Source organism: Herbaspirillum sp. Her4 (assembly GCF_057961335.1).
Window position 1 is genome coordinate 2530606 of sequence record NZ_CM176330.1, and the last position, 23532, is coordinate 2554137.

General features: G+C 64.0%; 23 protein-coding genes. 17 read left to right on the forward strand and 6 right to left on the reverse strand.

All coding sequences use genetic code 11. The annotated features are described in order from the left end of the window. Positions 1-8 precede the first annotated feature (8 nt). The 14 genes from catA to ACWFUC_RS11545 all read left to right on the forward strand — a co-directional run bounded on the left by catA (position 9) and on the right by ACWFUC_RS11545 (position 13671). The gene (gene catA, locus ACWFUC_RS11480) at positions 9-944 is read left to right on the forward strand and encodes a catechol 1,2-dioxygenase (RefSeq protein ID WP_121038026.1); all 936 of its coding nucleotides are present in this window, start codon (positions 9-11) and stop codon (positions 942-944) included. Positions 945-1056: 112 nt separating this feature from the next. Further along, positions 1057-2430, forward strand: coding sequence for a Rieske 2Fe-2S domain-containing protein (locus tag ACWFUC_RS11485; protein WP_121038029.1), 1374 nt, complete (start codon positions 1057-1059; stop codon positions 2428-2430). Next, complete coding sequence (gene benB, locus ACWFUC_RS11490) at positions 2427-2921, forward strand: benzoate 1,2-dioxygenase small subunit (RefSeq protein ID WP_343741946.1); 495 nt, start codon at positions 2427-2429, stop codon at positions 2919-2921. The genes ACWFUC_RS11485 and benB overlap by 4 nt, the downstream gene beginning before the upstream one ends. Positions 2922-2942: 21 nt before the next feature. Continuing rightward, complete coding sequence (benC, locus tag ACWFUC_RS11495; RefSeq protein ID WP_489624930.1) at positions 2943-3968, forward strand: benzoate 1,2-dioxygenase electron transfer component BenC; 1026 nt, start codon at positions 2943-2945, stop codon at positions 3966-3968. Next, positions 3965-4753 carry a benzoate diol dehydrogenase BenD gene (benD, locus tag ACWFUC_RS11500; RefSeq protein WP_413459453.1) on the forward strand — a complete coding sequence of 263 codons (789 nt, stop codon included), beginning with the start codon at positions 3965-3967 and terminating at the stop codon, positions 4751-4753. Before benC ends, benD begins: the two co-directional genes overlap by 4 nt. A 34-nt stretch (positions 4754-4787) precedes the next feature. Continuing rightward, complete coding sequence (locus ACWFUC_RS11505) at positions 4788-5198, forward strand: RidA family protein (protein ID WP_039788846.1); 411 nt, start codon at positions 4788-4790, stop codon at positions 5196-5198. Between the two features lie 98 nt (positions 5199-5296). Next, on the forward strand, positions 5297-6664 hold the full coding sequence (locus ACWFUC_RS11510) for an MFS transporter (RefSeq protein WP_489624931.1): 1368 nt from the start codon (positions 5297-5299) through the stop codon (positions 6662-6664). 48 nt (positions 6665-6712) lie between these two features. Next, positions 6713-7933 carry a benzoate/H(+) symporter BenE family transporter gene (locus ACWFUC_RS11515; RefSeq protein WP_489624932.1) on the forward strand — a complete coding sequence of 407 codons (1221 nt, stop codon included), beginning with the start codon at positions 6713-6715 and terminating at the stop codon, positions 7931-7933. 19 nt (positions 7934-7952) lie between these two features. Further along, positions 7953-9224, forward strand: a complete 1272-nt coding sequence (locus ACWFUC_RS11520) for a GTPase (protein ID WP_489624933.1) — start codon at positions 7953-7955, stop codon at positions 9222-9224. Then, positions 9221-10771, forward strand: coding sequence for a dynamin family protein (locus ACWFUC_RS11525; protein ID WP_489637602.1), 1551 nt, complete (start codon positions 9221-9223; stop codon positions 10769-10771). Before ACWFUC_RS11520 ends, ACWFUC_RS11525 begins: the two co-directional genes overlap by 4 nt. Before the next feature lie 207 nt (positions 10772-10978). Then, positions 10979-11392 carry a hypothetical protein gene (locus tag ACWFUC_RS11530; RefSeq protein WP_489624935.1) on the forward strand — a complete coding sequence of 138 codons (414 nt, stop codon included), beginning with the start codon at positions 10979-10981 and terminating at the stop codon, positions 11390-11392. Positions 11393-11632: 240 nt separating this feature from the next. After that, positions 11633-12262 (forward strand): DUF5666 domain-containing protein, encoded by a 630-nt coding sequence (locus ACWFUC_RS11535; RefSeq protein WP_489624936.1) that lies wholly within the window; start codon positions 11633-11635, stop codon positions 12260-12262. Between the two features lie 12 nt (positions 12263-12274). Continuing rightward, on the forward strand, positions 12275-12889 hold the full coding sequence (locus ACWFUC_RS11540) for a cytochrome b/b6 domain-containing protein (RefSeq protein WP_489624937.1): 615 nt from the start codon (positions 12275-12277) through the stop codon (positions 12887-12889). Beyond that, on the forward strand, positions 12886-13671 hold the full coding sequence (locus ACWFUC_RS11545) for a molybdopterin-dependent oxidoreductase (protein ID WP_489624938.1): 786 nt from the start codon (positions 12886-12888) through the stop codon (positions 13669-13671). The genes ACWFUC_RS11540 and ACWFUC_RS11545 overlap by 4 nt, the downstream gene beginning before the upstream one ends. Positions 13672-13721: 50 nt before the next feature. On the opposite strand, the gene ACWFUC_RS11550 is transcribed toward ACWFUC_RS11545, so the two are convergent. Continuing rightward, entirely contained in the window at positions 13722-14327 is a 606-nt protein-coding gene (locus tag ACWFUC_RS11550) for a nucleotidyltransferase family protein (protein WP_489624939.1), read from the reverse strand. Between the two features lie 439 nt (positions 14328-14766). On the opposite strand from ACWFUC_RS11550, the gene ACWFUC_RS11555 reads away from it, so the two are divergent. Continuing rightward, the gene (locus ACWFUC_RS11555; protein WP_489624940.1) at positions 14767-16314 is read left to right on the forward strand and encodes a methyl-accepting chemotaxis protein; all 1548 of its coding nucleotides are present in this window, start codon (positions 14767-14769) and stop codon (positions 16312-16314) included. Positions 16315-16408: 94 nt separating this feature from the next. Here ACWFUC_RS11555 and ACWFUC_RS11560 read toward each other — a convergent pair whose 3' ends face one another. Continuing rightward, entirely contained in the window at positions 16409-17041 is a 633-nt protein-coding gene (locus ACWFUC_RS11560) for a response regulator transcription factor (protein WP_034337633.1), read from the reverse strand. A 316-nt stretch (positions 17042-17357) separates the two neighbouring features. On the opposite strand from ACWFUC_RS11560, the gene hpaC reads away from it, so the two are divergent. Beyond that, on the forward strand, positions 17358-17915 hold the full coding sequence (gene hpaC / locus ACWFUC_RS11565; protein WP_489624941.1) for a 4-hydroxyphenylacetate 3-monooxygenase, reductase component: 558 nt from the start codon (positions 17358-17360) through the stop codon (positions 17913-17915). A gap of 210 nt (positions 17916-18125) precedes the next feature. Here hpaC and ACWFUC_RS11570 read toward each other — a convergent pair whose 3' ends face one another. The 4 genes from ACWFUC_RS11570 to ACWFUC_RS11585 form a co-directional block, all read right to left on the reverse strand. Continuing rightward, complete coding sequence (locus ACWFUC_RS11570; RefSeq protein WP_489635756.1) at positions 18126-19094, reverse strand: PDR/VanB family oxidoreductase; 969 nt, start codon at positions 19092-19094, stop codon at positions 18126-18128. A 51-nt stretch (positions 19095-19145) separates the two neighbouring features. Next, the gene (locus tag ACWFUC_RS11575; RefSeq protein ID WP_039789766.1) at positions 19146-19646 is read right to left on the reverse strand and encodes an aromatic-ring-hydroxylating dioxygenase subunit beta; all 501 of its coding nucleotides are present in this window, start codon (positions 19644-19646) and stop codon (positions 19146-19148) included. 5 nt (positions 19647-19651) lie between these two features. Continuing rightward, positions 19652-20938: an aromatic ring-hydroxylating oxygenase subunit alpha gene (locus ACWFUC_RS11580; protein WP_489624943.1), complete on the reverse strand. Its 1287-nt coding sequence runs from the start codon at positions 20936-20938 to the stop codon at positions 19652-19654. A 66-nt stretch (positions 20939-21004) separates the two neighbouring features. Continuing rightward, positions 21005-22171 (reverse strand): amidase family protein, encoded by a 1167-nt coding sequence (locus ACWFUC_RS11585; protein WP_489624944.1) that lies wholly within the window; start codon positions 22169-22171, stop codon positions 21005-21007. A gap of 337 nt (positions 22172-22508) precedes the next feature. On the opposite strand from ACWFUC_RS11585, the gene ACWFUC_RS11590 reads away from it, so the two are divergent. Then, on the forward strand, positions 22509-23438 hold the full coding sequence (locus tag ACWFUC_RS11590) for a LysR family transcriptional regulator (RefSeq protein ID WP_134221724.1): 930 nt from the start codon (positions 22509-22511) through the stop codon (positions 23436-23438). The last annotated feature ends 94 nt before the right edge of the window (positions 23439-23532 follow it).

The following is a 23532-nucleotide window of genomic DNA, read 5'->3' on the forward strand; positions in this document are numbered from 1 at the left end:
GACTCAACATGGCAGCCAAGATTTTCAGCACCCCCGAAGTCCAGGACTTCCTGCGCCTGGCCAGCGGCCTCGACACCGAAGGCGGCAGCCCGCGCACCAAGCAGATCGTGCATCGCATCCTGTCCGACCTGTTCAAGACCATCGAAGACCTGGAAATCACCTCCGACGAATACTGGGCCGGCGTGGCCTACGTCAATCGCCTGGGCGCTGCCAGCGAAGCCGGCCTGCTCTCGCCGGGCCTGGGCCTGGATCGCTTCCTGGACATGCGCATGGATGCCGAAGACGCCGCACTGGGCATCACCGGCGGCACCCCGCGCACCATCGAAGGTCCGCTGTACGTGGCCGGTGCGCCGGTGGAGCAGGGCTTCGCGCGCCTGGACGATGGCAGCGACAAGAACGGCCAGACCATCATCATGCACGGCACTGTCTATGGCTCGGATGGCAAGCCCATGGCGGGCGCGCAGGTCGAAGTCTGGCATGCCAACACCAAGGGTTTCTATTCGCACTTCGACCCGACCGGTGAACAGAAGCCCTTCAACATGCGCCGTACCATCATCACCGATGCCCAGGGCCGCTACAAATTCCGCAGCATCATGCCGGCCGCCTACGGCTGTCCGCCGGCCGGCCCGACCCAGGGTCTGCTGAACCAGCTGGGCCGCCACGGCAACCGTCCGGCACACATCCACTTCTTCGTCACCGCCGATGGCCATCGCAAGCTGACCACGCAGATCAACATCGAAGGCGATCCGCTGATCTATGACGACTTTGCCTACGCCACCCGCGAAGGCCTGGTGCCGCCGCTGGTCGAGCGTACCGATGCGGCCAGCATCAAGGCCGAGGGACTGGAAGGCCCGTTCGCCGAGATCGTCTTCGACATCAACCTGACCTCGCTGGTCAACGGTGCCGACAACCAGGTCGTGGACCGTCCGCGCCTGGCCGCCTGATCGCCCGATCGTCCTGCGCCAGCCGCTGGCGCAGGCCAGCCTCATCCCCGCCGACTGCCTTGCCGCGATGGTTTCCCATCGCGACAGGCGGGCTGCACCCTGGAGAAAAGACATGACCACCCTTGCCGCCGACAAGTATGAAGAGGTCGAGCGCCTGCTCGACACCGCCCTGGACGAAGATGCCACCAACGGCATCTTCCGCTGCCGCCGCGACATCTTCACCAACGCTGACCTGTTCGAGCTGGAGATGAAGCACCTGTTCGAATCGAACTGGGTCTACCTCGCTCACGAGAGCCAGGTCCCCGAGATCAACGATTACTACAGCACCTGGATCGGCCGCCAGCCGGTGGTGGTCACCCGCGACAAGAACGGCGAGCTGCACGCGGTCATCAATGCCTGCGCCCACAAGGGGGCCATGCTGTGCCGTCGCAAGCACGGCAACAAGAGCAGTTTTACTTGCCCGTTCCACGGCTGGACTTTCTCCAACAGCGGCAAGCTGTTGAAGGTCAAGGACGAGAAGACCACCGAATATCCGGTGTCCTTCAACAAGAACGGCTCGCATGACCTGACCCGCGTGGCGCGTTTCCAGAACTATCGCGGCTTCCTCTTCGGCAGCCTCTCGGAAGACGTGCTGCCGCTGGAAGAGTACCTGGGCGAGACCCGCGTCATCATCGACCAGATCGTCGACCAGGCCCCCAATGGCCTGGAAGTCCTGCGCGGCAACTCCAGCTACCTGTATGACGGCAACTGGAAGATGCAGATGGAAAATGGTTGCGACGGTTACCATGTCAGCTCGGTGCACTGGAACTACGCCGCCACCATGAGCCGCCGCAAGGAAGGCGGCACCAAGGCCACCGATGCCAACAACTGGAGCAAGGCCGTGGCCGGCGTCTACGGTTTCGAGAACGGCCACATCCTCCTGTGGACCAATACGCTCAATCCGGAAGTGCGCCCGATCTGGAACCAGCGTGAAGAACTGGCCGCCCGCGTCGGCCAGGCACGCGCCGATACCATCGTGGCCCAGACCCGCAACCTGTGTCTGTATCCCAACGTGTTCCTGATGGACCAGTTCGGCACGCAGATCCGCGTGGCCCGTCCCATCAGCGTGAACCAGACCGAGATCAGCATCTTCTGCTTCGGCCCCAAGGGCGAGAGCGCAGAAGATCGCCGCGTGCGGATTCGCCAGTATGAGGATTTCTTCAATGTCTCCGGCATGGGCACCGCCGACGACCTGGAAGAATTCCGCGCCTGCCAGGCCGGCTATGCCGGATCGGCCGTGCGCTACAACGACATGAGCCGGGGCGCGCCGCTGTGGAAGCAGGGTCCGGACGAGAATGCGAAGAAGATGGGCATGAACCCCAAACTGAGCGGTGAACGCAGCGAGGACGAAGGGCTCTTCGTCTGCCAGCACCACTACTGGACCGAGCAGATGCGCAAGGCCGTCAGCAAGGAACGTGCGGCCGCAGAGCAAGGAGCACAAGCATGAACCAACCTGCCCAACTCGATGCAGTCTGCGCCTTCCTCTATCGCGAGGCGCGTTATCTCGACGAACGCCAGTGGGAATCCTGGCTGGAACTGTACGCCCCGGACGTCGAATACTGGATGCCGGCCTGGGACGATGACGACCAGCTTACCGAAGACCCGCAGCGCGAGATCTCGCTGATCTACTACGCCAACCGCGATGGACTGGAAGACCGCGTGTTCCGCATCAAGACCGAGCGCTCCAGTGCCTCCATGCCGGAGCCGCGCACCAGCCACATGATCGCCAATGTGGAGATCCTGGACGAGCACGACGATGTGGTTGAAGTGCGCTACAACTTCCATACGCTGTCGCACCGCTACAAGATCACCGACCAGTTCTTCGGCACCACCCTGGTCAGCTTGCGCAAGACCGAAGGCGGCTTCCAGATCGCCCGCAAGAAGATCGCCCTGAAGAACGACTACATCCGCCAGGTCATCGACGTCTATCACGTCTGACCAGCCCGCAGGAGACATGACATGAGCAGCTATCGCATTGCCCTCAATTTCGAAGACGGGGTGACCCGCATCATCCAGTGCGGTTTCAAGGAAAAAGTCCTGGACGCGGCGTTCCGCCAACGCATCAACCTGCCCATGGATTGCTCCGACGGCGTGTGCGGCACCTGCAAGTGCCGCGCCGAAAGCGGACAGTACGACCTGGGCGACGACTATATCGACGATGCACTCAGCAGCGATGAAGCCGAACAAGGCCTCGTGCTGACCTGCCAGATGATCCCGCAATCCGATTGCGTGGTTGCCGTACCGGTTGCCTCTACCGCCTGCAAGACCGGCAGCGCGAAGTTCGGTGGCAAGGTAGCCGAGGTCACCGCCTTCGGTGAGGCAGCCTTCGAACTGGTGCTGGAGGTGGCGGCCGATGCACCGGCTTTCCTGCCGGGGCAATACGTCAACATCGCCGTGCCGGGCAGCGGCCAGCATCGTTCGTATTCGTTCAGTTCGCCCTCGGGGGCCACGCGCATGAGCTTCCTCATCAAGAACGTGCCGGGTGGCCTGATGAGCGGCTGGCTGGGCAAGGCCGCCACCGGTGATGCGCTGGAGATGACCGGTCCGCTGGGCAGCTTCTACCTGCGCCCGGTCGACAAGCCCGTGCTGATGCTGGCCGGTGGTACCGGGCTGGCGCCGTTCCTGGCGATGTTGGAAGAGATGGTGCAGCAGGGCGTGCAGCAGCCGGTGCACTTGATCTATGGCGTCACCCGCGACCAGGACCTGGTACTGGTGGATCGTCTTGAAGACCTGGCGAAACGCTTGCCCGGCTTCAGCTTCACCACCTGTGTAGCCGATGCCACAACGAGCCATCCTCGTCAGGGGTACGTGACCCAGCACATGCCGGCCGAGGTGCTGCACGATGGCGCAGTCGATGTCTACCTGTGCGGTCCGCCGCCGATGGTGGAAGCGGTGCAGAAGCACTTCCAGACACAGGGCATCGCCCCGGCCAGTTTCCATTACGAGAAGTTCGTCACCAGCCAGCCGGTGGCGGTGGCGGCATGAGCGCAGCGCTCCCCCGCGCACGCTTCGCCGGCAAGGTGGCCGTGGTCACCGGCGCCGCCCAGGGCATCCTGCGCGGCGTGGCGCTGGGCATTGCGGCTGAAGGTGGCCAGGTGCTGATGGTGGACCGCGCCGGCTTCATCCATGAAGTGGCGATGGAAGCGCCCGAAGGACGGGCCACCGGCTTCGTCGCCGACCTCGAAACCCATGACGGCGCGCAGGCCGCCATGGCCCGCGCCATCGAACTGCATGGCCGTATCGACCTGCTGGTCAACGGCGTGGGCGGTGCCATCCGCATGCGTCCCTTCGCCGAATTCGAAGCGGATCAGATCGATGCCGAGATCCGCCGCTCGCTCATGCCCACGCTCTACGGCTGCCACGCGGTGCTGCCGCACATGTTGCGGGAGGGCCGGGGCACCATCGTCAATGTGTCCTCCAACGCTACGCGCGGCATTCGCCGGGTGCCGTATTCGGCGGCCAAGGGCGGCGTCAATGCCATGACCATGGCACTGGCCATGGAATATGGTGAGCAGGGCATCCGCGTGGTGGCCACCGCGCCCGGCGGTACCCAGGCACCACCACGCCGCGTGCCGCGCAATGCGCAGGGCGACAGCGCGCAGGAACAGGCATGGATGCAGGAGGCCGTGCAGCAGGTGACCGGCTCCACTTTCTTCAAACGCTATGCCACGCTGGAAGAGCAGATCGCACCGATCCTCTTCATGGCTTCCGACGAGGCCAGCTACATCACCGGGGCCGTATTGCCGGTCGCCGGTGGCGACAATGGCTGAGGCCTCTCAATCAACTTCATTGAACGGAGACACCATGTCTGAACGCCAGGCCATCATTCCCGAGGGAATGGAAGACGTCTACGAAAAAATCGGTTATGCCCCCGGCGTATTGGTCGGCGATGTTCTCTACGTCTCCGGCCAGATCGGGCGCGGTCCCGACATGCAACTGGTGGAGCCGCGCGAAGCCCAGATCGTGCAGGCCTTCGAGAACCTCAAGCGGGTGCTGGAGAAGGCTGGCGGTACCCTGGACGACATCGTCGATCTCTCCACCTTCCATACCGACATGCGCGATTTGCCCTTGTTCATCAAGGTGCGCAACCGCTACCTGAACGCCTATCCGCTGCCGGCCTGGACGGCGATTGGCGCGCACATGCTCGGCGGTGCGCCGGGCTACATCATCGAGATCAAGGCGGTGGCGCATCTGCGCAAGAAGGGACAGGCCTGATTCGCACTGGATTACTGCAAGAAAAACGCCGGGCATGACAAACACAAGAACGCAAAACAACGCCAATCCCGCAAGACAAACGACAACGGAGGAGACCCATGAAGACCCAGGAAGTGAGCCAGATCATCGATGGCGCGCGTTTCACGCAATTCCACTGGATGGTGATGTGCCTGTGCGCATTGCTGCTGGTGTTCGACGGTTATGACCTGTTCATCTACGGCGCCGTGCTGCCGGTGCTGATGAAGGAGTGGTCCCTGTCGCCGGTGCAGGCCGGCGCGCTGGGCAGCTATGCGCTGTTCGGCATGATGTTCGGCGCCTTCGTCTTCGGCCCGCTGGCCGACCGCATCGGCCGCAAGAAGGGCGTGGCGATCAGCTTCGTGCTCTTCAGCGTCTCCACCTTCCTGAGCGGCTTTGCCACTTCGCCCGGTGAGTTTGGCATTTTCCGTTTCCTCGCCGGCCTCGGCTGTGGCGGTCTGATGCCCAATGCCGTGGCGCTGATGAATGAATACGCGCCCAAGCGCCTGCGCAGTACCTTGGTGGCCATCATGTTCAGCGGCTACTCGCTGGGCGGCGTGCTGTGCGCGGGCCTGGGTATCTGGATGCTGCCCAACTTCGGCTGGCAATCGATGTTCTTTGCCGCGGCCGTACCGCTGGTGCTGCTGCCGGTGATCCTGTGGAAGCTGCCGGAATCGGTCGGCTTCCTGCTGCGTGCGGGCAAGCAGGAGCAGGCCCGTGCCATGCTGGCGCAGGTCGCTCCGCAAGCGGTGCTGGGTGCCGATGTGCAGCTGGTGCAGAGTGATGCCAAGGGCTCTGGCGCGCCGATGCTGGACTTGTTCAAGCAGGAGCGCACCCTCGGCACGCTGATGATCTGGGTTGCCTTCTTCTGCTGCCTGCTGATGGTCTATGCGCTCGGTTCGTGGCTGCCCAAGCTGATGGCCAGCGCCGGTTACAGCCTGGGGTCGTCGCTGTCCTTCCTGCTGGCGCTCAACTTCGGCGGCGTGGTCGGCGCCATCGGCGGCGGCTGGCTGGGAGACCGCTTTACCTTGCCCAAGGTGGTGGTGAGTTTCTTCGCGGTCGGCACGGTGGCCATTGCGTTGCTCGGCTTCAACAGCCCGACCCCGGTGCTGTACCTGCTCATCATCGTGGCCGGTGCCACGACCATCGGCACGCAGATCCTGCTGTATGCCAATACGGCCCAGTTCTATCCGCTGGCGATCCGCTCCACGGGTCTCGGCTGGGCTTCCGGTGTGGGCCGCTCGGGCGCCATCGTCGGTCCCCTGCTGGGCGGTGCATTGATGGCGGCCGCGCTGCCGCTGAAGATGAATTTCCTGGTGTTCGCCGTGCCGGGACTGGTCGCTGCATTGGCCATCGGCATCTTCCTGCTGCGCTATCGTCATGGCCAGCGTGCCGTGGCAGCGGAGACTGCGCCGACCGTGACCGCCACGCCGATCTCGCGCAGCGTTTAAGATCGTAGCCGGTCAAGCCGGTCCGGCACCTGGCGGAGCGATCCACGGGTGCCGGACCTTTCGTGCGTTCGTGTAGTTGCATTTCGCAAGGAAGCTTCGATGGTTCAACGACAAGGCTCGCTCACTGCGTGGGTGGCGGGTTTTCTGGCAGTCCTGATTTCCTATGCCGGTCCGCTGGTGATTTTCGTGCAGGCGGCCCATGCGGGCCAGGTGCCGCAATCACAACTGGTGTCCTGGGTGTGGGGCATCTCCATGGGGGCGGGCGTGAGCGGCCTGCTGCTGAGCTGGTGGTTCAGGATGCCCATCATCACGGCCTGGTCAGCACCGGGGACGGCGCTGCTGCTGAGCCTTTTTCCCGGAGTGGGCATGCCGGAAGTGGTAGGGGCCTACCTGATGGCGGCCGTGATCCTGATCGTCATCGGCGTGACCGGCTGCTTTGAAAAAATTCTCGCCTTCATCCCCAAGGGCATTGCGGCCGGCATGATGGCCGGCATCCTGTTCCAGTTCGGGGTGCAGGCCTTTCGCTCCAGCGTGGGCGCGCCGCTGATGGTGTTTGCCATGCTGGCCGCCTATCTCGCAGGCCGCCGCTGGTGGCCGCGCTATGGCATCGTGGTGGTGGCACTGACCGGGCTTGCGGTGGCCTTTGCCGGCGGCCGCACCGAACTGGGTGCCCTGCATCTGGAACTGGCGCAGCCGGTCTTCATCGCTCCGCACTTCAGCGTCGGCATGTTCTTCAGCCTGACCGTGCCGCTGGTGCTGGTGAGCCTGACCGGCCAGTTCCTGCCGGGCATGGCGGTGCTGCAACTGGCGGGCTACCATCCGCCCACGCGCGCCGTGGTCACCGGCACTGCGCTGGCCTCGCTGCTGACGGCCTGCTTCGGCGGCATCACCATCGTGCTGGCGGCCATCACGGCCGCGCTCTGTACCGGCAAGGATGCGCATCCGGAACCGGGCCGGCGCTACATCGCCGGTATTGCCAATGGCGTGTTCTATCTCATCGGCGGCACCTTTGCGGCGTCCATCGTGACGCTGTTTGCCGCCTTTCCCAAGGAACTGATCGCGGCCTTGGCCGGACTCGCACTGATCGGTGCCATCGTGTCCAACATCCGCCTCATGAGCGAGGACGGCAACCATGCCGAGCCTGCCGTCATCACCTTTCTCGCTACTGCGTCCGGCATGACCCTGTTCGGACTGGGCGCGGCTTTCTGGGGCGTGGTCATCGGCATGGCCGCGCACTGGCTGATCGGCCGTCCCGCGCAGAAAAAATGAAAAACATGGAGCCCCCCCGATGACCCCTCAGCATGATTCCTTCGACCCGCTCGCCAGCGAAGTCCTGGCCGTGGTGCCGGGCCGTGCGCATGACCTGGCACGCCTGCGCGTGCTGGCACAAGTGCAGGCCGCGCCGACCGTGACGGTGGTCGGCAAGTATAACCACGGCAAGAGCCGCCTGCTCAACGAACTGATGGGGCGCGACGTGTTTGCGGTGGCCGACCGGCGCGAGACGGTCACGCTGTCCGAACACCATCACGCCGAACTGCGCTGGCTGGATGCGCCGGGGCTGGACGCCGACGTCGCCCTGCAGGATGACAGCCATGCCCAGGAAGCCACCTGGCTGCAGGCCGATGTGCGCCTGTTCGTGCATGCGGCCAAGGAAGGCGAACTGGATGCGGCCGAACGCCATCTGCTGCAGGCCCTGCGCGAAGACCAGCAGCGCACGCGGCGGCAGACGCTGTTCGTGCTCACGCAGGTGGACCAGATGAGCGATGACGAGCAACTGGCCAAGGTCAGCGCCGCCATCTCTGCCCAGGCACCGGGGCTCACGCTGTATCCGGTGTCGTCGACGCGACACCGCAGTGGCGTGGAAGGCGGCAAGTCGCTGCTGCTGCAGCGTAGCGGCATTCCGGCGCTGCAGGCCTTGCTGCGTGACGTGGTGGAGCAGGTGCCGGGCGCGCGCCGACATGAACGCCATCTGCTCTTCACCGAGATCGGCCAGCAGGTACGGCAGCAACAAGCTGCGCTGGAGAGCGGGCTGCAAACGCTGCGCCAGCGCCAGCAGCAGCAACGCCAGGATTTCGAGCAAGGGCTGCAGGCCGTGCTGGAAAAAGTGCATCAGGATCTGCTGCCGATCGTCGAGTTTCAGGGGGACGATCCCGCGCTGGTACCCGATACCGCCGCCGACGAATTCAAGCTCACCGCCGGCAAGCGCGAGCGGGCGCGCATTCACGTCGCTTATTCACGCGCCTGCATCGCCATTCGTGCGCACCTGATCCAGCATGGCGTGGAAGGTCTGCCGGCCAGCCAGCAGACCTCGGTGGCCAGCCTCGATACCGTGATGGTGGCGGTGCTGGGCATCTCCATCAAATACCGCGCCGACCTGCGCCGCCGTTTCTGTGAACCGGCAGGGCAGGCGCAATTGAAAGAGGCCTTCCTGCACTACTACGAACTGTCGGAAGACCGCCAGGCGCTGCAACAGCAGATCGCCATCGGCCAGGCCGAGCTGCACGCGCACCAACGCGCGCAGCAGGCGCTGGCACGGCTGCGCGAAGGAGAGGGCGCATGAGTCGCGAAGAACAGCGTTTCATCGACTCCATCGGCCGCACCGGCCAGGGCGAGGCCGACCTGCAGCCGGTGCTGTCTGCATTGCGTGATTGGCTCGTGGCGCTGGCGCAGGCCTTTGAAGCTGCCCCGCTGCCGGCCAGCGGTCTGCAGTCGGCCAGCCCCATGGCGCGCCGTATGGCCGCCTTGCACGAAGAGCGGATCCACCAGGCGCGCTGCCGCGAGGAGCAATGGGTTGCCCTCGCTCCCGCCCGTGCGCTGGCCCAGCGTTTCGAGGGCAAGCTCATGCTGCTGGTGTTCGGCAAGTTCAATGCCGGTAAAAGCTCGCTATGCAACTTTCTCGCGCAACGCTTCCGCGAGCGCCAGCAGGCGGTGCAGTATTTCCATCTGCAGGACGGGGCGCTGGTGGAGAGTGAAGATCCTTTCCATGAAGGCGCTACCGAAACCACGGCGCGCCTGCAGGGCGTCTGCCTGGGTGACGGGCTGGTGCTGCTGGACACTCCCGGCCTGCATTCGGCCACCGGCGAGAATGCGGCGCTCACGCAGCGCTTCCTCGACAGCGCCGATGCGGTGCTGTGGCTGACCAGTTCGACTTCGCCCGGACAGGTGCAGGAACTCGATGAACTGGCGCGCGAACTGCGCCGTGGCAAGCCGCTGCTGCCGGTGCTCACGCGCAGCGACGTCATCGATGAGGATGAGGTGGATGGCCAGATCGTCAAATGCCTGCGCAACAAATCCGATGCCAACCGCGCCGACCAGGAAGCCGACGTCCGTGCCCGCGCCGCCGACAAGTTGCAATCGCTGGGTGTGGCGCTGCATCAGCTGAAGGCCCCCGTGTCGGTGTCCGCCTATGTGGCCCGCACGGCCGGTGCGGATGCCGAAACGATGCGCGGTGCCGGTTTCGAACGCCTGTATGCCGCACTGTCGGACCTGCTGGCACCGGCCCTGGCCTATCGCGACCGCAAGCCGGCCGAAGTTCTGCTGCACCATCTGCAGGAAGCGGTACTGGCCCCTCTGCAAGGGCAGACCTTGCCCGCGCTGGGGGGCTTGCAGCAGTTGGTGCAGAGCGAACTGCAAGCACTGCCCGCCAGTCGCGCACGCATCGTCCAACTGGCCTGGCGCGAGGTGATGCCGGGCCTGCCGGCCTTGCTGGAGCAGCACGCCGGCACGGGCGATGTGGACACTGTACTGGCCAGCCTGCAAGCATCACTGATGCACGCCTTCGAGCGCCACGCGCGCGCCGTACTGGACAGCCATGTGCTGTCCGCACCGGCCCCGGTGGCGCTGGTCCTGCCTGCGGGCAGCGGCTATGAACGCATTGCCGACGATTTGCCGCCGTCCTACGAGAAACTGTACGACGTGCTGGGCCAAAGCGTACTGGCCACCCTGGAAGAACTGGCCGATGAAGTGGCAGGGTACTGTACTGCCCGGTTGGCGGCACTGTCTGATGCGGTGTCCGTGCAGCGGGCTCTCATCGATGAGCACGGGCGGCGGCTGGCGCAGCTGGAAGACACGTTGCGCTGTGTGCCGGAAGGCATGGCCGCACGCTGAGGCGGCCGACCGGGCAGGGGAGCGTTGGCTTGCGCGTGGGCAAGGTCTGCTGCGACGTCAGTGCTCAGGAATCTTTTGTGGTGTTAAGGATCCCTTAATTTTGCGGACCTACAGTAAAGCATCGGCGGCCAGCTCAGCATTGGCGACCGCCGACGCTCCGCCATGGAGCGGCAGCGCTTTCATCCTGAACCACGACAAGGAGCCATCATGGACATCAACAAGATCACCGCCATCAGCGCCATCGTCTTCGGCCTCGCCGGCATGGCGGCACCCCTGACCCACGCCCAGGACATGCAGGGCACGGTCACCTACATGAACGGCGGCATCGGTGCCGGCGAGCAGGCCAAGCTGCGTGAATCGGCCAAGGACTACAACCTGCGCCTGCTGTTCTCGGAAGCCAAGGACGGCGCCTACGTCAGCAACGTCAAGCTGGACGTGGCCGACCTTCACGGCAAGAGCGTCTTCAGCCTGGCCACCGCCGGTCCCATGACCAACCTCAAGCTGCCCAAGGGCGAATACGAAATCACCGCCGTCTACAACGGCGTCAAGAAGACCACCAAGGTCAGCGTGGGTGAGAAGCCCGTTTCGCTGAGCTTCAACTGGGCGCATCAGGACAACTGAGTCCCGGCGCATTCATCGGCCAGTCATTGGCCATCCGTCGGTCATTTCCAGACCGTCGACCCAGTCCCTCCGAACCTCACCCATAGCCCGCCTCGCTGAGCGGGCTATGGGTACTTGCGCGCGGTCTGCCAAGGCGCGAGAAGAATGACATTTTTGTCATTGAAATGTCATTCGAATGACGTTTCGGCTTGCCTAGAATCAGGCTCCCCCTTCAAAAATCGTCTTTCAGGACCATATCTCATGATCAACACAACTCTGCCCCGTCTCCTCCGTGGCGCGCTGATCCCGGCGCTGCTTGCCAGTTATCTGATCGGGTCGTCGGCCATGGCGCAGACGCCGCCGCAGGTCGGCATTCGCGGCAGCATCGTCTCGGTCGGCAAGGATCAGCTGGTGGTCAAGACCAACAAGGGGGCCGAGCAGAACGTGGCCCTCGACAAGGACACCCGCGTGGCCGCCATTTCGATTGCCGACATCAACGACATCAAGCCCGGCAGCTACATCGGCGCGGCCGGCATCCCGCAGCCGGATGGCTCCCAGAAGGCGCTGGAAGTGCATGTCTTCCCGCCCGCCATGGCCGGTACCGGCGACGGCCATCGCCCGTTCGACCTGGCGCCCAACAGCACCATGACCAATGGCACCGTGGGTGACGTGGTGGCCAGCCAGGGCCGCACCCTCACCCTGAAATACAAGGGCGGCGAGAAGAAGATCGTGGTGCCCGAGGATGTGCCCGTGGTCAGCATCGAAGCCGGTGATCGCTCGCTCTTGGTCGCAGGCGTGAAGGTAGTAGTGCGCGCCCGCAAGAACGCCGATGGCAGCCTGACCGCCAACAGCGTGAGCGCCGGCAAGAACGGCATCACCCCGCCGATGTAAGCAGGTGCCGCGATGCCCCGTTCACCCGTTCTTCATCCGCTGGCCGTGCGCATTGCCCACTGGCTCAATGCCGTGGCCATCGCCTGCATGATCAGCAGTGGCTGGGGCATCTACAACGCCTCGCCCATCTTCGGCTTCAAGTTCGCTCCCTGGATGACCCTGGGCGGTTGGCTGGGCGGCGCCATCGCCTGGCACTTCGCGGCGATGTGGCTGCTGGTGGCCAATGGCCTGTTCTACCTGCTGTATGGCAGCTTCAGCGGCCACTTCCGCCGCCACCTGCTGCCGCTGCGCGCGGCCGATGTGGTCAGCGACGCGGTGCAGGCCATGCGCTTTCGCCTGCCGCATCAGCCCGGCGTCTACAACGCCGTGCAGAAGCTGCTGTACTGGGCGGTGATCCTGCTGGGCATCCTGGTGGTGCTGTCGGGTCTGGCGCTGTGGAAGCCGGTGCAGCTGGACTGGCTGGCCGATCTCTTCGGCGGCTTCGACTTTGCGCGCAAGGTGCATTTCGCCGCGATGGCCGGGATTGCTGGCTTCGTGGTGGTACACGTGGCCCTGGTGGCCATCGTTCCCAAGACCCTCATCCCGATGTTCACCGGAGGCCGTGATCACGAGGCCAATGCATCATGAAAGACAAGGAAGACATCAAACCGCCACGTCCGGAGGAGGCCGGCAAGATCCTGCTGGCCGACCATCGCCCGGCCCTGCTGAACGTGCAGCGCCGCCTCATGCTGCGCTCGGCGCTCTCGGTGGGGGCGCTGTCCATGCTGTCGGGCTGCGACCTGCAGGACAACGACAGCGTGGACAAGGTCCTGTGGGCCATGTCGCGCTGGAATGACCGGGTGCAGGCATTGCTGTTCCGCAGCCAGAAACTGGCACCGACCTATGCGGCCAGCCAGATCACCAATCCGTTTCCCTTCAACGCCTTCTATGACGAGTTCAACGCGCCCGACATCGATGGCAGCGACTGGAAGCTGGAAGTCTCTGGCCTGGTCAGCGACAAGCGCAGCTGGACCCTGGAGCGCCTGCGCGCACTGCCGCAGGCGGCGCAGATCACGCGCCACATCTGCATCGAAGGATGGAGCGCCATCGGCCAATGGTCGGGCGTGCCGCTGAGCTTGTTCCTGCAGGCGGTCGGCGCGGATCTCACGGCGAAATACGTGGGCTTCAAATGTGCGGACCGCTATTACTCCAGCCTGGACATGCCCACGGCGCTGCATCCGCAGACCATCCTGGCGCTGGACTTCGGCAAGGAGGCGCTGCCCACGCAATACGGCTATCCCCTGAAGGTACGTGTGCCGACCAAGCTGGGCTTCAAGAATCCCAAGCATGTGGTGGCCATCTTCGTGAGCAACCAGAACCCGGGCGGCTATTGGGAAGACCAGGGCTACAACTGGTTCAGCGGTATCTGAAGCGCGGATTCCCCAAGACGGAATCCGGACGGCGGAAACCGGGCGGCAGATCAGCCCCGGTTCTGCCGGAGTCGTTGCAGATCTTCCGGCGTATCGACATCCGCAAAAATCCCCGCATCCTCCACCGCAATCTCGACCAGCGCCGGGCTCTCCAGCAAAGCCCGCGCACCGCGATCTCCCTGCAGTGACAGCAAGGCCGGCAGGTGCGACTGCGCAAAACCGGCCGGATTGCCGCGCCGCCCCTGCATCACCGGCACCACCATCGATGCCCCCGCCGCCAGCACATCGCGCAAGCGCCGCACGGTGTCCGGCTGCACGCGCGGCATGTCGGCCAGCGCCACCAGCCATGCCGACGCATCAGCGCTCTGCTGCAGACCGCATCGCAACGACGCGCTCATCTCGCGCGGCCCATTGTTATCGGTCATGCAGACCGTACAGCCCAGCGCACGCAGCGCATCGGCCAGCGGTCCTTCTCCATGGACCACGGCCAGCACCGGCATCACTTCCAGCAAGGCTGCAGCCGTAGCGGTGGCCACGATGCCGGGGCGGCCATCGTGATGGACGAAGGGCTGCAAGAGTTTTTCTTCGTGCGCGCCGAAGCGGCTACCCCGGCCGGCGGCCAGCAGCAGGGCGATGGGTGGGGAGAGTGTGGACATGGTGCAGCAGGTATCCCGAAACGCGAAGGCAAGCGGCCATTGTGCCCAAGTTTGGTCCGCTGCGTGGCCAAGGATGAGCCGGACTATGGTTGACGTACCAACAACGTCCGGTCCACGCCGCGCGCCATCGCATGAGGGCCACAGATCCTAATGTTTTAAATTGCATAATGTTTCCACCCGGCCAGTTTGAGGCTATCCTTGTCCGGCAAGGGTTTGCGGGCTTGCGTTGCCGAATTGGCATACCACGTTTCTGCATTTTGATATGGTCGCGATGGCAGCGGGCTCCTAGAATCGAGCGCATGCAAGGCGGCCTTGCCATTTGGCAATCGCTGGCATCGGTCTTGCTGGGGTAGCAGGGGCATCAGGGGGCAAGCCGGACGGTCGGGGAAAGTCCGTCTACGGGGCGCCATACACAACATGGTTGGGATGGAAAGAAGCAATGATCAAGAACATACGTATCGGCTCGCGCCTGGGGGCGGGTTTTGCCGTGGTGCTGGTGTTTTCCATGGTGGTCGCCGCCGTCGGCATCTGGCGGCTCAAGACGGTCGCGCAGCAGACCCGGCAGATGATGGACGTGCCGCTGAAGACCGAACGGCTGGTGTCGCAATGGAACACGCTGCTGCTCATCGCGATCCAGCGCACCACCACCGTGGTCAAGAGCCGCGATCCCGAACTGGAAGCCTTCCTCGCCAAGGAGGCTGCGGCTTCCAGCAAGGAATCCGCGCAGACCCTGAAGGACGTGGAGCAGCTGCTCACCAGTGAGGAAGAGAAGAAGCTGTTCGCGGCCATCAACGCGGCGCGCAAGCAGTTCCTCGCCATCCGCGACCAGATCTACGCGGCCAAGAAGGAGGGCGATGCGGCCAAGGTGGATCAGCTCTACCAGCAGCAATACGTCGGCATCGCCAACAACACCCAGGGCGCGATGCGGTCCCTGCTGGATTTCGAACGCGCCCGCATCGATGAAATCTCCGCCGACATCCAGCAGGATGCGGCCAGCAGCCAGTGGCAGATCTTTGCACTGGAAGCCGTGATCCTGGCCTGCGGCATCGCCTTCGCACTGCTGCTCACGCGCAGCATCACGCGGCCGGTACATGCGGCGCTGGCCATCTCGCAGCGTGTGGCCGCCGGTGACCTGACCTCGCGCGCCCAGCCCATGGGCCAGGATGAACTGGGCCAGCTGGTGACCTCGCTGCAAGGCATGAGCGAGCGCCTGCATGGCGTGGTCTCCACCGTGCGCCTGGGGGCCGACAGCATTGCCGTGGCCTCGGGTGAAATCGCCAACGGCAACCTCGACCTCTCGGCCCGCACCGAAGAGCAGGCCGGTGCGCTGGAAGAAACCGCCGCCTCCATCGAGCAGCTCACGTCCAGCGTACGCACCAATTCCGAGAACGCGCATCAGGCCAATGACCTGGTCAAGTCGGCGGCTTCCATTGCGGGGCAGGGCGGGCAGGTGATGCAGGAGCTCATCGACACCATGGGCAACATCAACAGCTCCTCGCGCAAGATCGTCGACATCATCGGCGTGATTGATGGCATCGCTTTCCAGACCAACATCCTCGCGCTCAATGCAGCTGTGGAAGCGGCGCGTGCGGGCGAGCAGGGGCGCGGTTTCGCGGTGGTGGCTTCGGAAGTGCGCGCCCTGGCGCAGCGCTCGGCCTCGGCCGCCAAGGAGATCAAGCAGCTCATCGATGATTCGGTCTCCAAGGTCGATGCCGGCAGTGAACTGGTGGAGCGCGCCGGCAAGACCATGCAGGAAGTGGTCGGCAGCGTGCAGGGCGCGCATGCGCTGGTGGGCGACATCAGCACCGCCAGCCGCGAGCAGGCCGAAGGCATTCATCAGGTGAATCAGGCGGTGAGCCAGATGGATGGCGTGACCCAGCAGAATGCGGCGCTGGTGGAACAGGCGGCCGCAGCGGCGAAATCGCTGGAAGACCAGGCGGCGCAATTGAAGCGGGCAGTGGCTTTCTTCGCCTTGCAGGCGGCATAAGCCAATCGCACAACGGCGGATATCGAAAAGGGCCGCAGCGTGCTGCGGCCCTATTCATGCAGGCTCGGGAACGATCAGCAAGGATCAGAAAGAATCAGGCCGCCTTGAGAAATTCCGGCCCGAAATCCATCAGCACGTCGCGCACCAGCGTGGCCGTGCTCTGGCAGCCCAGCTTGTCCTTGACGCTGGCGCGATGCACGTCCACCGTCTTGACGCTGATGTTGAGGTCGCGTGCGATGAGCTTGCTGGACTGGCCCATGATGACCTTCTCCAGGATCTCGCGTTCACGTGCGGTGAGGGTCTTCAGGCGCGCCTTGAGCTGCTGGCGGCGCTCGCGGGCCTGCATGTTGCCGGCCACGTTCTTGAGCGTCATCTGGATGCGTTCCAGCATCTGCTGCGAGTTGTAGGGTTTTTCCAGGAAGTCGACCGCGCCATTGTGCAGGGCGCGCACCGACATGGGGATGTCGCCATGGCCCGAGACGAAGATCACGGGGATGTCGGCCCCGATTTCCTTCAGGCGATCCTGCAGCTGGAAGCCGCTGATTTCAGGCATGCGCACGTCCAGGATCAGGCAGGACAGGCTGTTGGCGTCATAGGCCTTGAGAAAGGCCTCGGGTCCATCGAAGCATTCGGTCCGGATATTGACCGAGCTCAGCAGCCAGGCCAGCGAAGTCCGAACGGCTTCGTCATCATCGACGATGTAGACCACCGGCGGGTTGGTTTCCATCTGCACTCCTCGTCTCGTCAAAATGGAGCCGGCTTGCACCGGCGCTATTTCCGACCCTCTCGATTTCTTGATGGACTGGTCGGCACAAATCAAAACGTCATGCTTTGACTTATGCAAAAAACAGGCCTGAAATTCTTGGGATCAGCGACACTGTAACACCCCCGTCCTGACGATGGTCTAGGTATTTTTACCTAGATCGTCTGCCGCAATCCCCTGTGGGGCGGGCATGTGGCACGGATTGCCTGCACCATGGGCATGCCTTAACCTGCTCTCATCGAACGCCGTGCTTCATCGGCGTGCATAACAGGGAGATCCCATGAGCAGCACTGCCATTCAAAAAGAAACGCCATCCGCACCCGTGGTGCGCGCCCCCCTTGCTGCCGAGCAACTGGAATTCCGCAATGCCATGGCGCACCTGCCGGCGGCGGTATCCATCATCACCACCGATGGTGAAGGCGGCCGCTGCGGCATCACCGCCTCGGCCGTCTGCTCGGTGACCGATACGCCGCCCACGATCCTGGTCTGCATCAATCGCGGCAGTGCCATGCATGACGTGTTCAAGAAGAATGGCCGCCTGTGCGTGAACGTGCTCTCGGATGAGCTGGAACAGCTGGCCATGCACTTCTCCGGTGCCACCAAGGTTCCGATGGAAGAGCGTTTCGGCTGGGATATCTGGGAAGCACCGGGCGAACTGGGGCAGCCGGTACTGGCCGATGCGCTGGTCAAGCTGCAGGGGCGCATCCGCGAATTCAAGGAAGTGGGCACGCACTCGGTGATGTTCGTGGAGCTGGCCGAGGTCGAGGTCAACGAGAAGAAGGATAGCCTCATTTATTTCAATCGGCTGTTTCACAAGGTCAAGCGTACGGCGCTCTGAGATTCTTTCCTTGGAGTTAAAGATGAATGCCGTTCAGCGCAATGCTGAACGGCATTCATGCTTTGCGGGGGTGTTTTTTCGTTTTAAAAAACCGTTCGGACTGAGTAGCCGCGCAGCGGCGTATCGAAGACGCTCCGGTGTGTGCGCCTTCGATACGCGGCGAAGCCGCTACTCAGTCCGAACGGAATGAGTTAGACGTCAGTGAGACTGTCAGAGATCCAGCACCAGCATCCCCGACCTGGCCCTTGAGACACAGGTACAAATCTGGTCATTGGCCGCCTTCTCCTTCTTGGAGAGGCAATTGTCGCGATGATCCGGCTCGCCCTCCAGCAGCGGCACCACGCAGGTCCCGCAGATGCCTTCGCGGCAGGAGGTATCGATGACGATGCCCTCGCGCGCCAGGATGTCGACGATGGGAATGCCCACCGGAATCTGCACCACCTTGCCCGAGCTGGCCAGCTTCACTTCGAAGGCACCATCGCCACCGCCAGCACCCTGCGCAGGAGCAGCAGGGGCCACCGGTGCAGCAAAGTGCTCCAGATGAATCGCCTCCTCGCTGCGGCTGGCTGCTGCGCACTTGACCACCGCATCCATGAAGGGAGCGGGGCCGCAGGTATAGACGTGGGCGTCCTTGCTGCCGGCTTCGAGGCACACCGTGAGGTAATGCTCCATCTGCGCCGGCATGACCGCATAGTGGAAACGCACCTGCGCGGCGAAGGGTGCGTTCTCCAGCAGATCGGCAAAGGCCGCATGCTCGCGTGCGCGCACGAAGTAATGCAGTGTGAAGGGCTTCTGTTCGGCCCACAGGCGATAGGCCATCGCCAGCAGCGGCGTCACGCCGATGCCCGCGCCGAAGAGCAGGTGCTCCGGTGCGCTGGCATCGAGGGCGAAGAGGTTGCGCGGCGTGCCCACTTCCAGTTCCATGCCCGGCTTGACCGCATCATGCAAGGCCGCCGAGCCGCCACGCGACGCCGGTTCGCGCTTGACCGCGATGGTGTAGCCGCAACGGTCTTCCAGCGGACCGCACAGCGAGTATTGGCGCATGATCCCGGTCGGCCCGGTGACGTCGACGTGGGCCCCCGGCTCGTAAGCCGGCAGCGGGGCGCCATCGGCGCGCACCAGGCGGAAGGAACGGATGTCGCCGGTTTCATCGGTGAGGGTGTCTACGATCAGTTTCATGAGGCCAATACTCGTCGGTTCATTTCAATTGCGAATGTGCGGTGCGTCAGCTCAGAGCAGGAAGCCCAGCGCGTTGAGGCTGTCCATGGAGTTGATCAGGCGGATCACCTTCTGCTCGATCTTCGGACCCTGGGGCGTGAAGCGCAGGCGATGGGTGACGTTGGCCACGAACATCGTGTGCTGCTGGCGCTTGTAGCCCACCAGGACCTGGGCCGAGGTGATCTCCACCAGCTCCTCCGACAGGTGCACCGGCACGAAGCGCGACACGGTGCGTACGGTCGCTGCCGCATCCACGGCCGACATCGCGTGGCCCGAAGTCAGGCGCTCGATGCGGATCTTGCGCATGTGGGCATTGTCGTAGGCGTAGTTCAGTGAGGCCGCGTAGTCGGTGGTGTCGGGATCGATGGGCACCACGTAGTAACCATCTTCGGTCCACAGGGCTTGCCAGGCGGCATAGTCCTTTTTGTCCAGAAGTTCAGCTTCTTTCCAGATGAAGGCGATGGCACGCGCCATGGGCGCGGGGATGCCTTGCAGGGTGTCGTGTTGGTTCATATCGGTCATTTCTCCATCATCTTTTTCCACATGGCATAGGCTTCGCGCATGCCGGTTTCATCGGTCGAGTGCGACACCTTGTCGCCGTTGTCGTCCACCCACTCACGGTTCAGGCCGCGATTGACCAGGATGGGTGCATTGCGGCCAGCGTGCGAACCGGCCTGCACGCGTTCCCAGGCTTCGGCGTCATCGGGGCTGCCGAAACCGAACGGGCCCTGGAAGTGTTCGTGGATGCGCAGGCGTTCGCGGTTGGCGATCTCCGGTCCGCCATCCATGCCCAGGGCCACGTGGCGGATCTGGGTCTCACCGACCGACACCGGATGCAGCACCCGGAAGAAGGACATCGACATGGCCACGTTGGGGAACAGGTTCAGGTTGAAACCGGCGCCGTGCAGCGAGCGCACGATGCGGCGCACCTGTTCCGGCGGCATCGTCCTGGAGAGTTCTTCGGTGACGTGAGCGAAACGCTCCTGCAGTTGTTCGCTGCCATCGTCCACATCCAGGTCCACGTGTTCCGGCACCATGATCATGACGCTGTGACCATTGCCCAGCGAGCGGGTGATGGACTGGTCATCGGTCATGAAGGACAGCATCTCGGAAGTCTCTTCATCGACCGACGACAGGAAGGTCTTGTGCACCACCGGGAAGTGATAGCCGTCGGTGGTGTTTTCCAGCTGGATCTTCCAGTTGCCCTTGAAGCTGAACTTGTGCTCGCCCTGCACCTTCACGGGGAAGCCTGCGCCTTGCTTCATGAACAGGTCGATCCACTTCTTGGCATGGCCGAGGAAGTCCGACAGCGGTTCGATCTCCTGGTTGAAGGAGGCGAAGATCATGCCGTTGTAGCTCTCCGCACGCAGGCTCTGCAGCGGCAGGTCGGCCTTTTCGATGACGTCTTCGTAGCCTTCCGGATAGGGCAGGCCGCGCAGCTTGCCGTCCAGGCCATAGGACCAGCTGTGGTAGGGACAGGTAAAACCGGTGGCATTGCCCTTGTGCTTTTCGCACACGGTGGCGCCACGATGGCGGCAGCGGTTTTCCAGCACGTTGATCTTGCCGGTCTTGTCGCGCACCACGATCACCGGCTGGCGGCCGATCTGGGCAGTCTTGAAATCACCGGGATTCTTGATCTCGCTTTCATGCGCGACCCAGATCCAGGTCTTGTAGAAGATCTTGTCCATCTCCGCTTCGAAGATGGCCGGATCGGTGTAGAGCGAAGGATCCACCACCGCATCCTGTACCAGGTCGGCATAGGATGAATCGGTCTTGCGCGGGTGGAAGCGTAGCGGTGCGTTCATGGCTTTCTCCAGTGGCTTGCAGTCGTTGTCAGTGTTGATTGGGCGAGCTTGTCGGGGCAGTGCGTGTCAGGGGCGTTGGCTGAGTGCCTGTTCCAGATGCAGGCCCAGTGCGCAAATGCGTTCGTCATCGCCCTTGCGGCCGACCAGTTGCAGTCCGGCCTTGAGCGAGCTGCCGGCCATCGGCACCGGAATGCTCAGGGCCGGATGGCCGGACAGGTTGAAGGGCCGCACCAGCGAGGACAGCATCAGCACCGAGGCACCCTGGCGGATCGCTTCCAGTGTCGGCGGCAGCGACGGCAGCGTCGGCAGCAACAGCGCATCGGCGTCGGCCAGCGCGGCGTCGACTTCGGCGCTGAAGGCGGCACGCACGGCTTCGGCCTGGGCCACCGCGTCATCGGTGGTGGCGGCGGCGGCCGAGAGGCGCTTCTCGATGTCGGCACCCAGTTTGCCCAGGCCGAGCAGGTGGCCGAAAGCGTCATGCGTCTCGCGATTGATGAGGGTCATGCCGGCCTCGAAGGCAGCGTGCATGTGATGCGGGGTCCAGGCATCGCCCGTCCACCCGCTGGCGGCGAAGGCCGCGGCGACGGCCTCTGCGATCACGGGATCGGCCTGCACCGTCACCAGTTTGACGCGGGCCTGTGCAAGCGCTGCGGTAGCGGCAGCGCGGTCGAAACCGGGTGCGATGCTGGCCATGGCGCTGATGATGAGATCCATGCTGCGCGCAAAGGGACCCACGCAATCCAGGCTGCTCACGGCCGGATAGGCTCCGGCGCGGCTGACGCGGCCAAAGGTCGGTTTGAAACCGATCACGCCGCAGCAGGCCGCGGGCAGGCGGATCGAGCCGCCGGTGTCGCTGCCGATGGACATGTCCACCAAGCCCGCGCCCACGGCCGAGGCCGAGCCGCTGGAGGAGCCACCGGTCATGCGGCTGGCGTCCTGCGGATTGACGGCGGTGCCGTTCCAGTCATTGATGCCGGTCATGCCGTAGGCCAGCTCGTGCATGTTGGCGCGGGCGGTGAGCTGCCAGCCGGCGTCGAGCAGCTTGCGAACCACGTCGGCGTGCGCTGCAGCCGGCGGCGCGTCGGCCAGGGCGGCGCTGCCGCCGCAAGTGGGCTGGCCGGCGATGTCGATGCAATCCTTGATGGCCACTGTCGGGCCGCTGCCACCGAGGTGAAAACGCGAGAGCAGGGCGTTGCCGGTGCCGGGGACGGTGCGTGCTGAAGTGTTGCTCATCCTGCCGCTCCCAGGCAGGCGATGCGCGCCTGCTGCTGCAGGGCGGCGAGGGCGGCCTGGCCATTGCGCTTGCGCGGCGTCGGCAGGGGAGATGAAGAAGTTGGCTGGGGGCTCATGGCGCATCCGTTCAAATGGGGCCGACCAGGCTGGCAATCCACGTCGGGCGCGGCATGCAGGCGGTTTCCTTGGCTGATGTGAAGCATTCTAAAAGTCGCCTTAAAATAGATCAAATTGATGTAAAATATTTTTCACATAAGCGGCATGGATAGTGATCGCCGCTTTCCTTGATGTGACTCATCGGGCCCAGGCCCCCGCGCGACCCCATCCGGAGACTGCTATGGCGACCTTCAACAACATGGACCTGAACCTGCTGCGGGTCTTCCAGGCCATTGCCGACGAACGCAGCTTGACCCTGGCCGGCAACCGCCTGCACCTGTCGCAGCCCGCCGTGAGCTATGCGCTCGGACGGCTGCGGCAGATCTTCGATGACCCGCTCTTCATCCGCACCAAGGAGGGCATGCAGCCAACGCCCGCCGCGCTGGAACTGTCCAAGCCCATCAACCGCGCGCTGCAGGCGGTGCAGGATGCGCTGCGCTATACCGAGCGCTTCGACCCGGCCGCCAGTACGCGCGTCTTCCGCGCCTCGATGACGGACGTGGCCGAGATGATGTTCCTGCCGCAACTCTGCGAACTGCTGACCGCGCAGGCCCCGCAGACGCGCCTGCAGGTGGAGCAGGTGCCGCCGGCGCATCTGGAAGAAGCGCTGCGCACCGGCCAGCTCGACTTCGCCTTCGGCAACCTGCCCGCGCTCAAGGCGGTGACCTGTCATGAACTGCTGTTCCGCGAAACCTATGTCTGCATGATGCGCAAGCGTCCGGCCCTGCCTGCGCGTGAACAATTGGCGCTCGACGAATTCCTGGCGCTCTCGCACGTCCTGGTCGAGTCGGCCGAGAGCAGCCATCACCAGGTCGAGAATTCCTTCCGCAATCTCGGCGTGCAGCGCAAGATCAGCCTGTCGATCCCGCACTTCACCGTGCTGCCGCGCATCCTCGGCAAATCCGATCTGGTGGCCACCGTCCCGGCGCGCATCGCCAAGCTTTTCCACAGCGAGCACCCGGACGTATTCCTCTCCTACGAACTGCCGGTCAAGCTGCCGGCGGTGGACATCACCTTGCACTGGCATCCGGCCTTCGATGCCGACGCCGGCAATACCTGGCTGCGCCAGATCGTCATCGACATGCTGCAGAGCTACGGCCGCAGCAGCTGATCCATTGCGCCGGAAAGCAGAAGGCCCGCCAACGCGGCGGGCCGTTCTCCCTGCCTGCGGGAAGACCACCGGATGTCGGCGGCGGCCTTCCCTC

Coding starts and splice junctions, on each gene's coding strand:
- catA (WP_121038026.1), top strand. CDS start 9: ATGGCAGCCAAGATTTTCAGCACCCCCGAAGTCCAGGACTTCCTGCGC.
- ACWFUC_RS11485 (WP_121038029.1), top strand. CDS start 1,057: ATGACCACCCTTGCCGCCGACAAGTATGAAGAGGTCGAGCGCCTGCTC.
- benB (WP_343741946.1), top strand. CDS start 2,427: ATGAACCAACCTGCCCAACTCGATGCAGTCTGCGCCTTCCTCTATCGC.
- benC (WP_489624930.1), top strand. CDS start 2,943: ATGAGCAGCTATCGCATTGCCCTCAATTTCGAAGACGGGGTGACCCGC.
- benD (WP_413459453.1), top strand. CDS start 3,965: ATGAGCGCAGCGCTCCCCCGCGCACGCTTCGCCGGCAAGGTGGCCGTG.
- ACWFUC_RS11505 (WP_039788846.1), top strand. CDS start 4,788: ATGTCTGAACGCCAGGCCATCATTCCCGAGGGAATGGAAGACGTCTAC.
- ACWFUC_RS11510 (WP_489624931.1), top strand. CDS start 5,297: ATGAAGACCCAGGAAGTGAGCCAGATCATCGATGGCGCGCGTTTCACG.
- ACWFUC_RS11520 (WP_489624933.1), top strand. CDS start 7,953: ATGACCCCTCAGCATGATTCCTTCGACCCGCTCGCCAGCGAAGTCCTG.
- ACWFUC_RS11525 (WP_489637602.1), top strand. CDS start 9,221: ATGAGTCGCGAAGAACAGCGTTTCATCGACTCCATCGGCCGCACCGGC.
- ACWFUC_RS11530 (WP_489624935.1), top strand. CDS start 10,979: ATGGACATCAACAAGATCACCGCCATCAGCGCCATCGTCTTCGGCCTC.
- ACWFUC_RS11535 (WP_489624936.1), top strand. CDS start 11,633: ATGATCAACACAACTCTGCCCCGTCTCCTCCGTGGCGCGCTGATCCCG.
- ACWFUC_RS11540 (WP_489624937.1), top strand. CDS start 12,275: ATGCCCCGTTCACCCGTTCTTCATCCGCTGGCCGTGCGCATTGCCCAC.
- ACWFUC_RS11545 (WP_489624938.1), top strand. CDS start 12,886: ATGAAAGACAAGGAAGACATCAAACCGCCACGTCCGGAGGAGGCCGGC.
- ACWFUC_RS11550 (WP_489624939.1), bottom strand. CDS start 14,327: ATGTCCACACTCTCCCCACCCATCGCCCTGCTGCTGGCCGCCGGCCGG.
- ACWFUC_RS11555 (WP_489624940.1), top strand. CDS start 14,767: ATGATCAAGAACATACGTATCGGCTCGCGCCTGGGGGCGGGTTTTGCC.
- ACWFUC_RS11560 (WP_034337633.1), bottom strand. CDS start 17,041: ATGGAAACCAACCCGCCGGTGGTCTACATCGTCGATGATGACGAAGCC.
- hpaC (WP_489624941.1), top strand. CDS start 17,358: ATGAGCAGCACTGCCATTCAAAAAGAAACGCCATCCGCACCCGTGGTG.
- ACWFUC_RS11570 (WP_489635756.1), bottom strand. CDS start 19,094: ATGAAACTGATCGTAGACACCCTCACCGATGAAACCGGCGACATCCGT.
- ACWFUC_RS11575 (WP_039789766.1), bottom strand. CDS start 19,646: ATGAACCAACACGACACCCTGCAAGGCATCCCCGCGCCCATGGCGCGT.
- ACWFUC_RS11580 (WP_489624943.1), bottom strand. CDS start 20,938: ATGAACGCACCGCTACGCTTCCACCCGCGCAAGACCGATTCATCCTAT.
- ACWFUC_RS11585 (WP_489624944.1), bottom strand. CDS start 22,171: ATGAGCAACACTTCAGCACGCACCGTCCCCGGCACCGGCAACGCCCTG.
- ACWFUC_RS11590 (WP_134221724.1), top strand. CDS start 22,509: ATGGCGACCTTCAACAACATGGACCTGAACCTGCTGCGGGTCTTCCAG.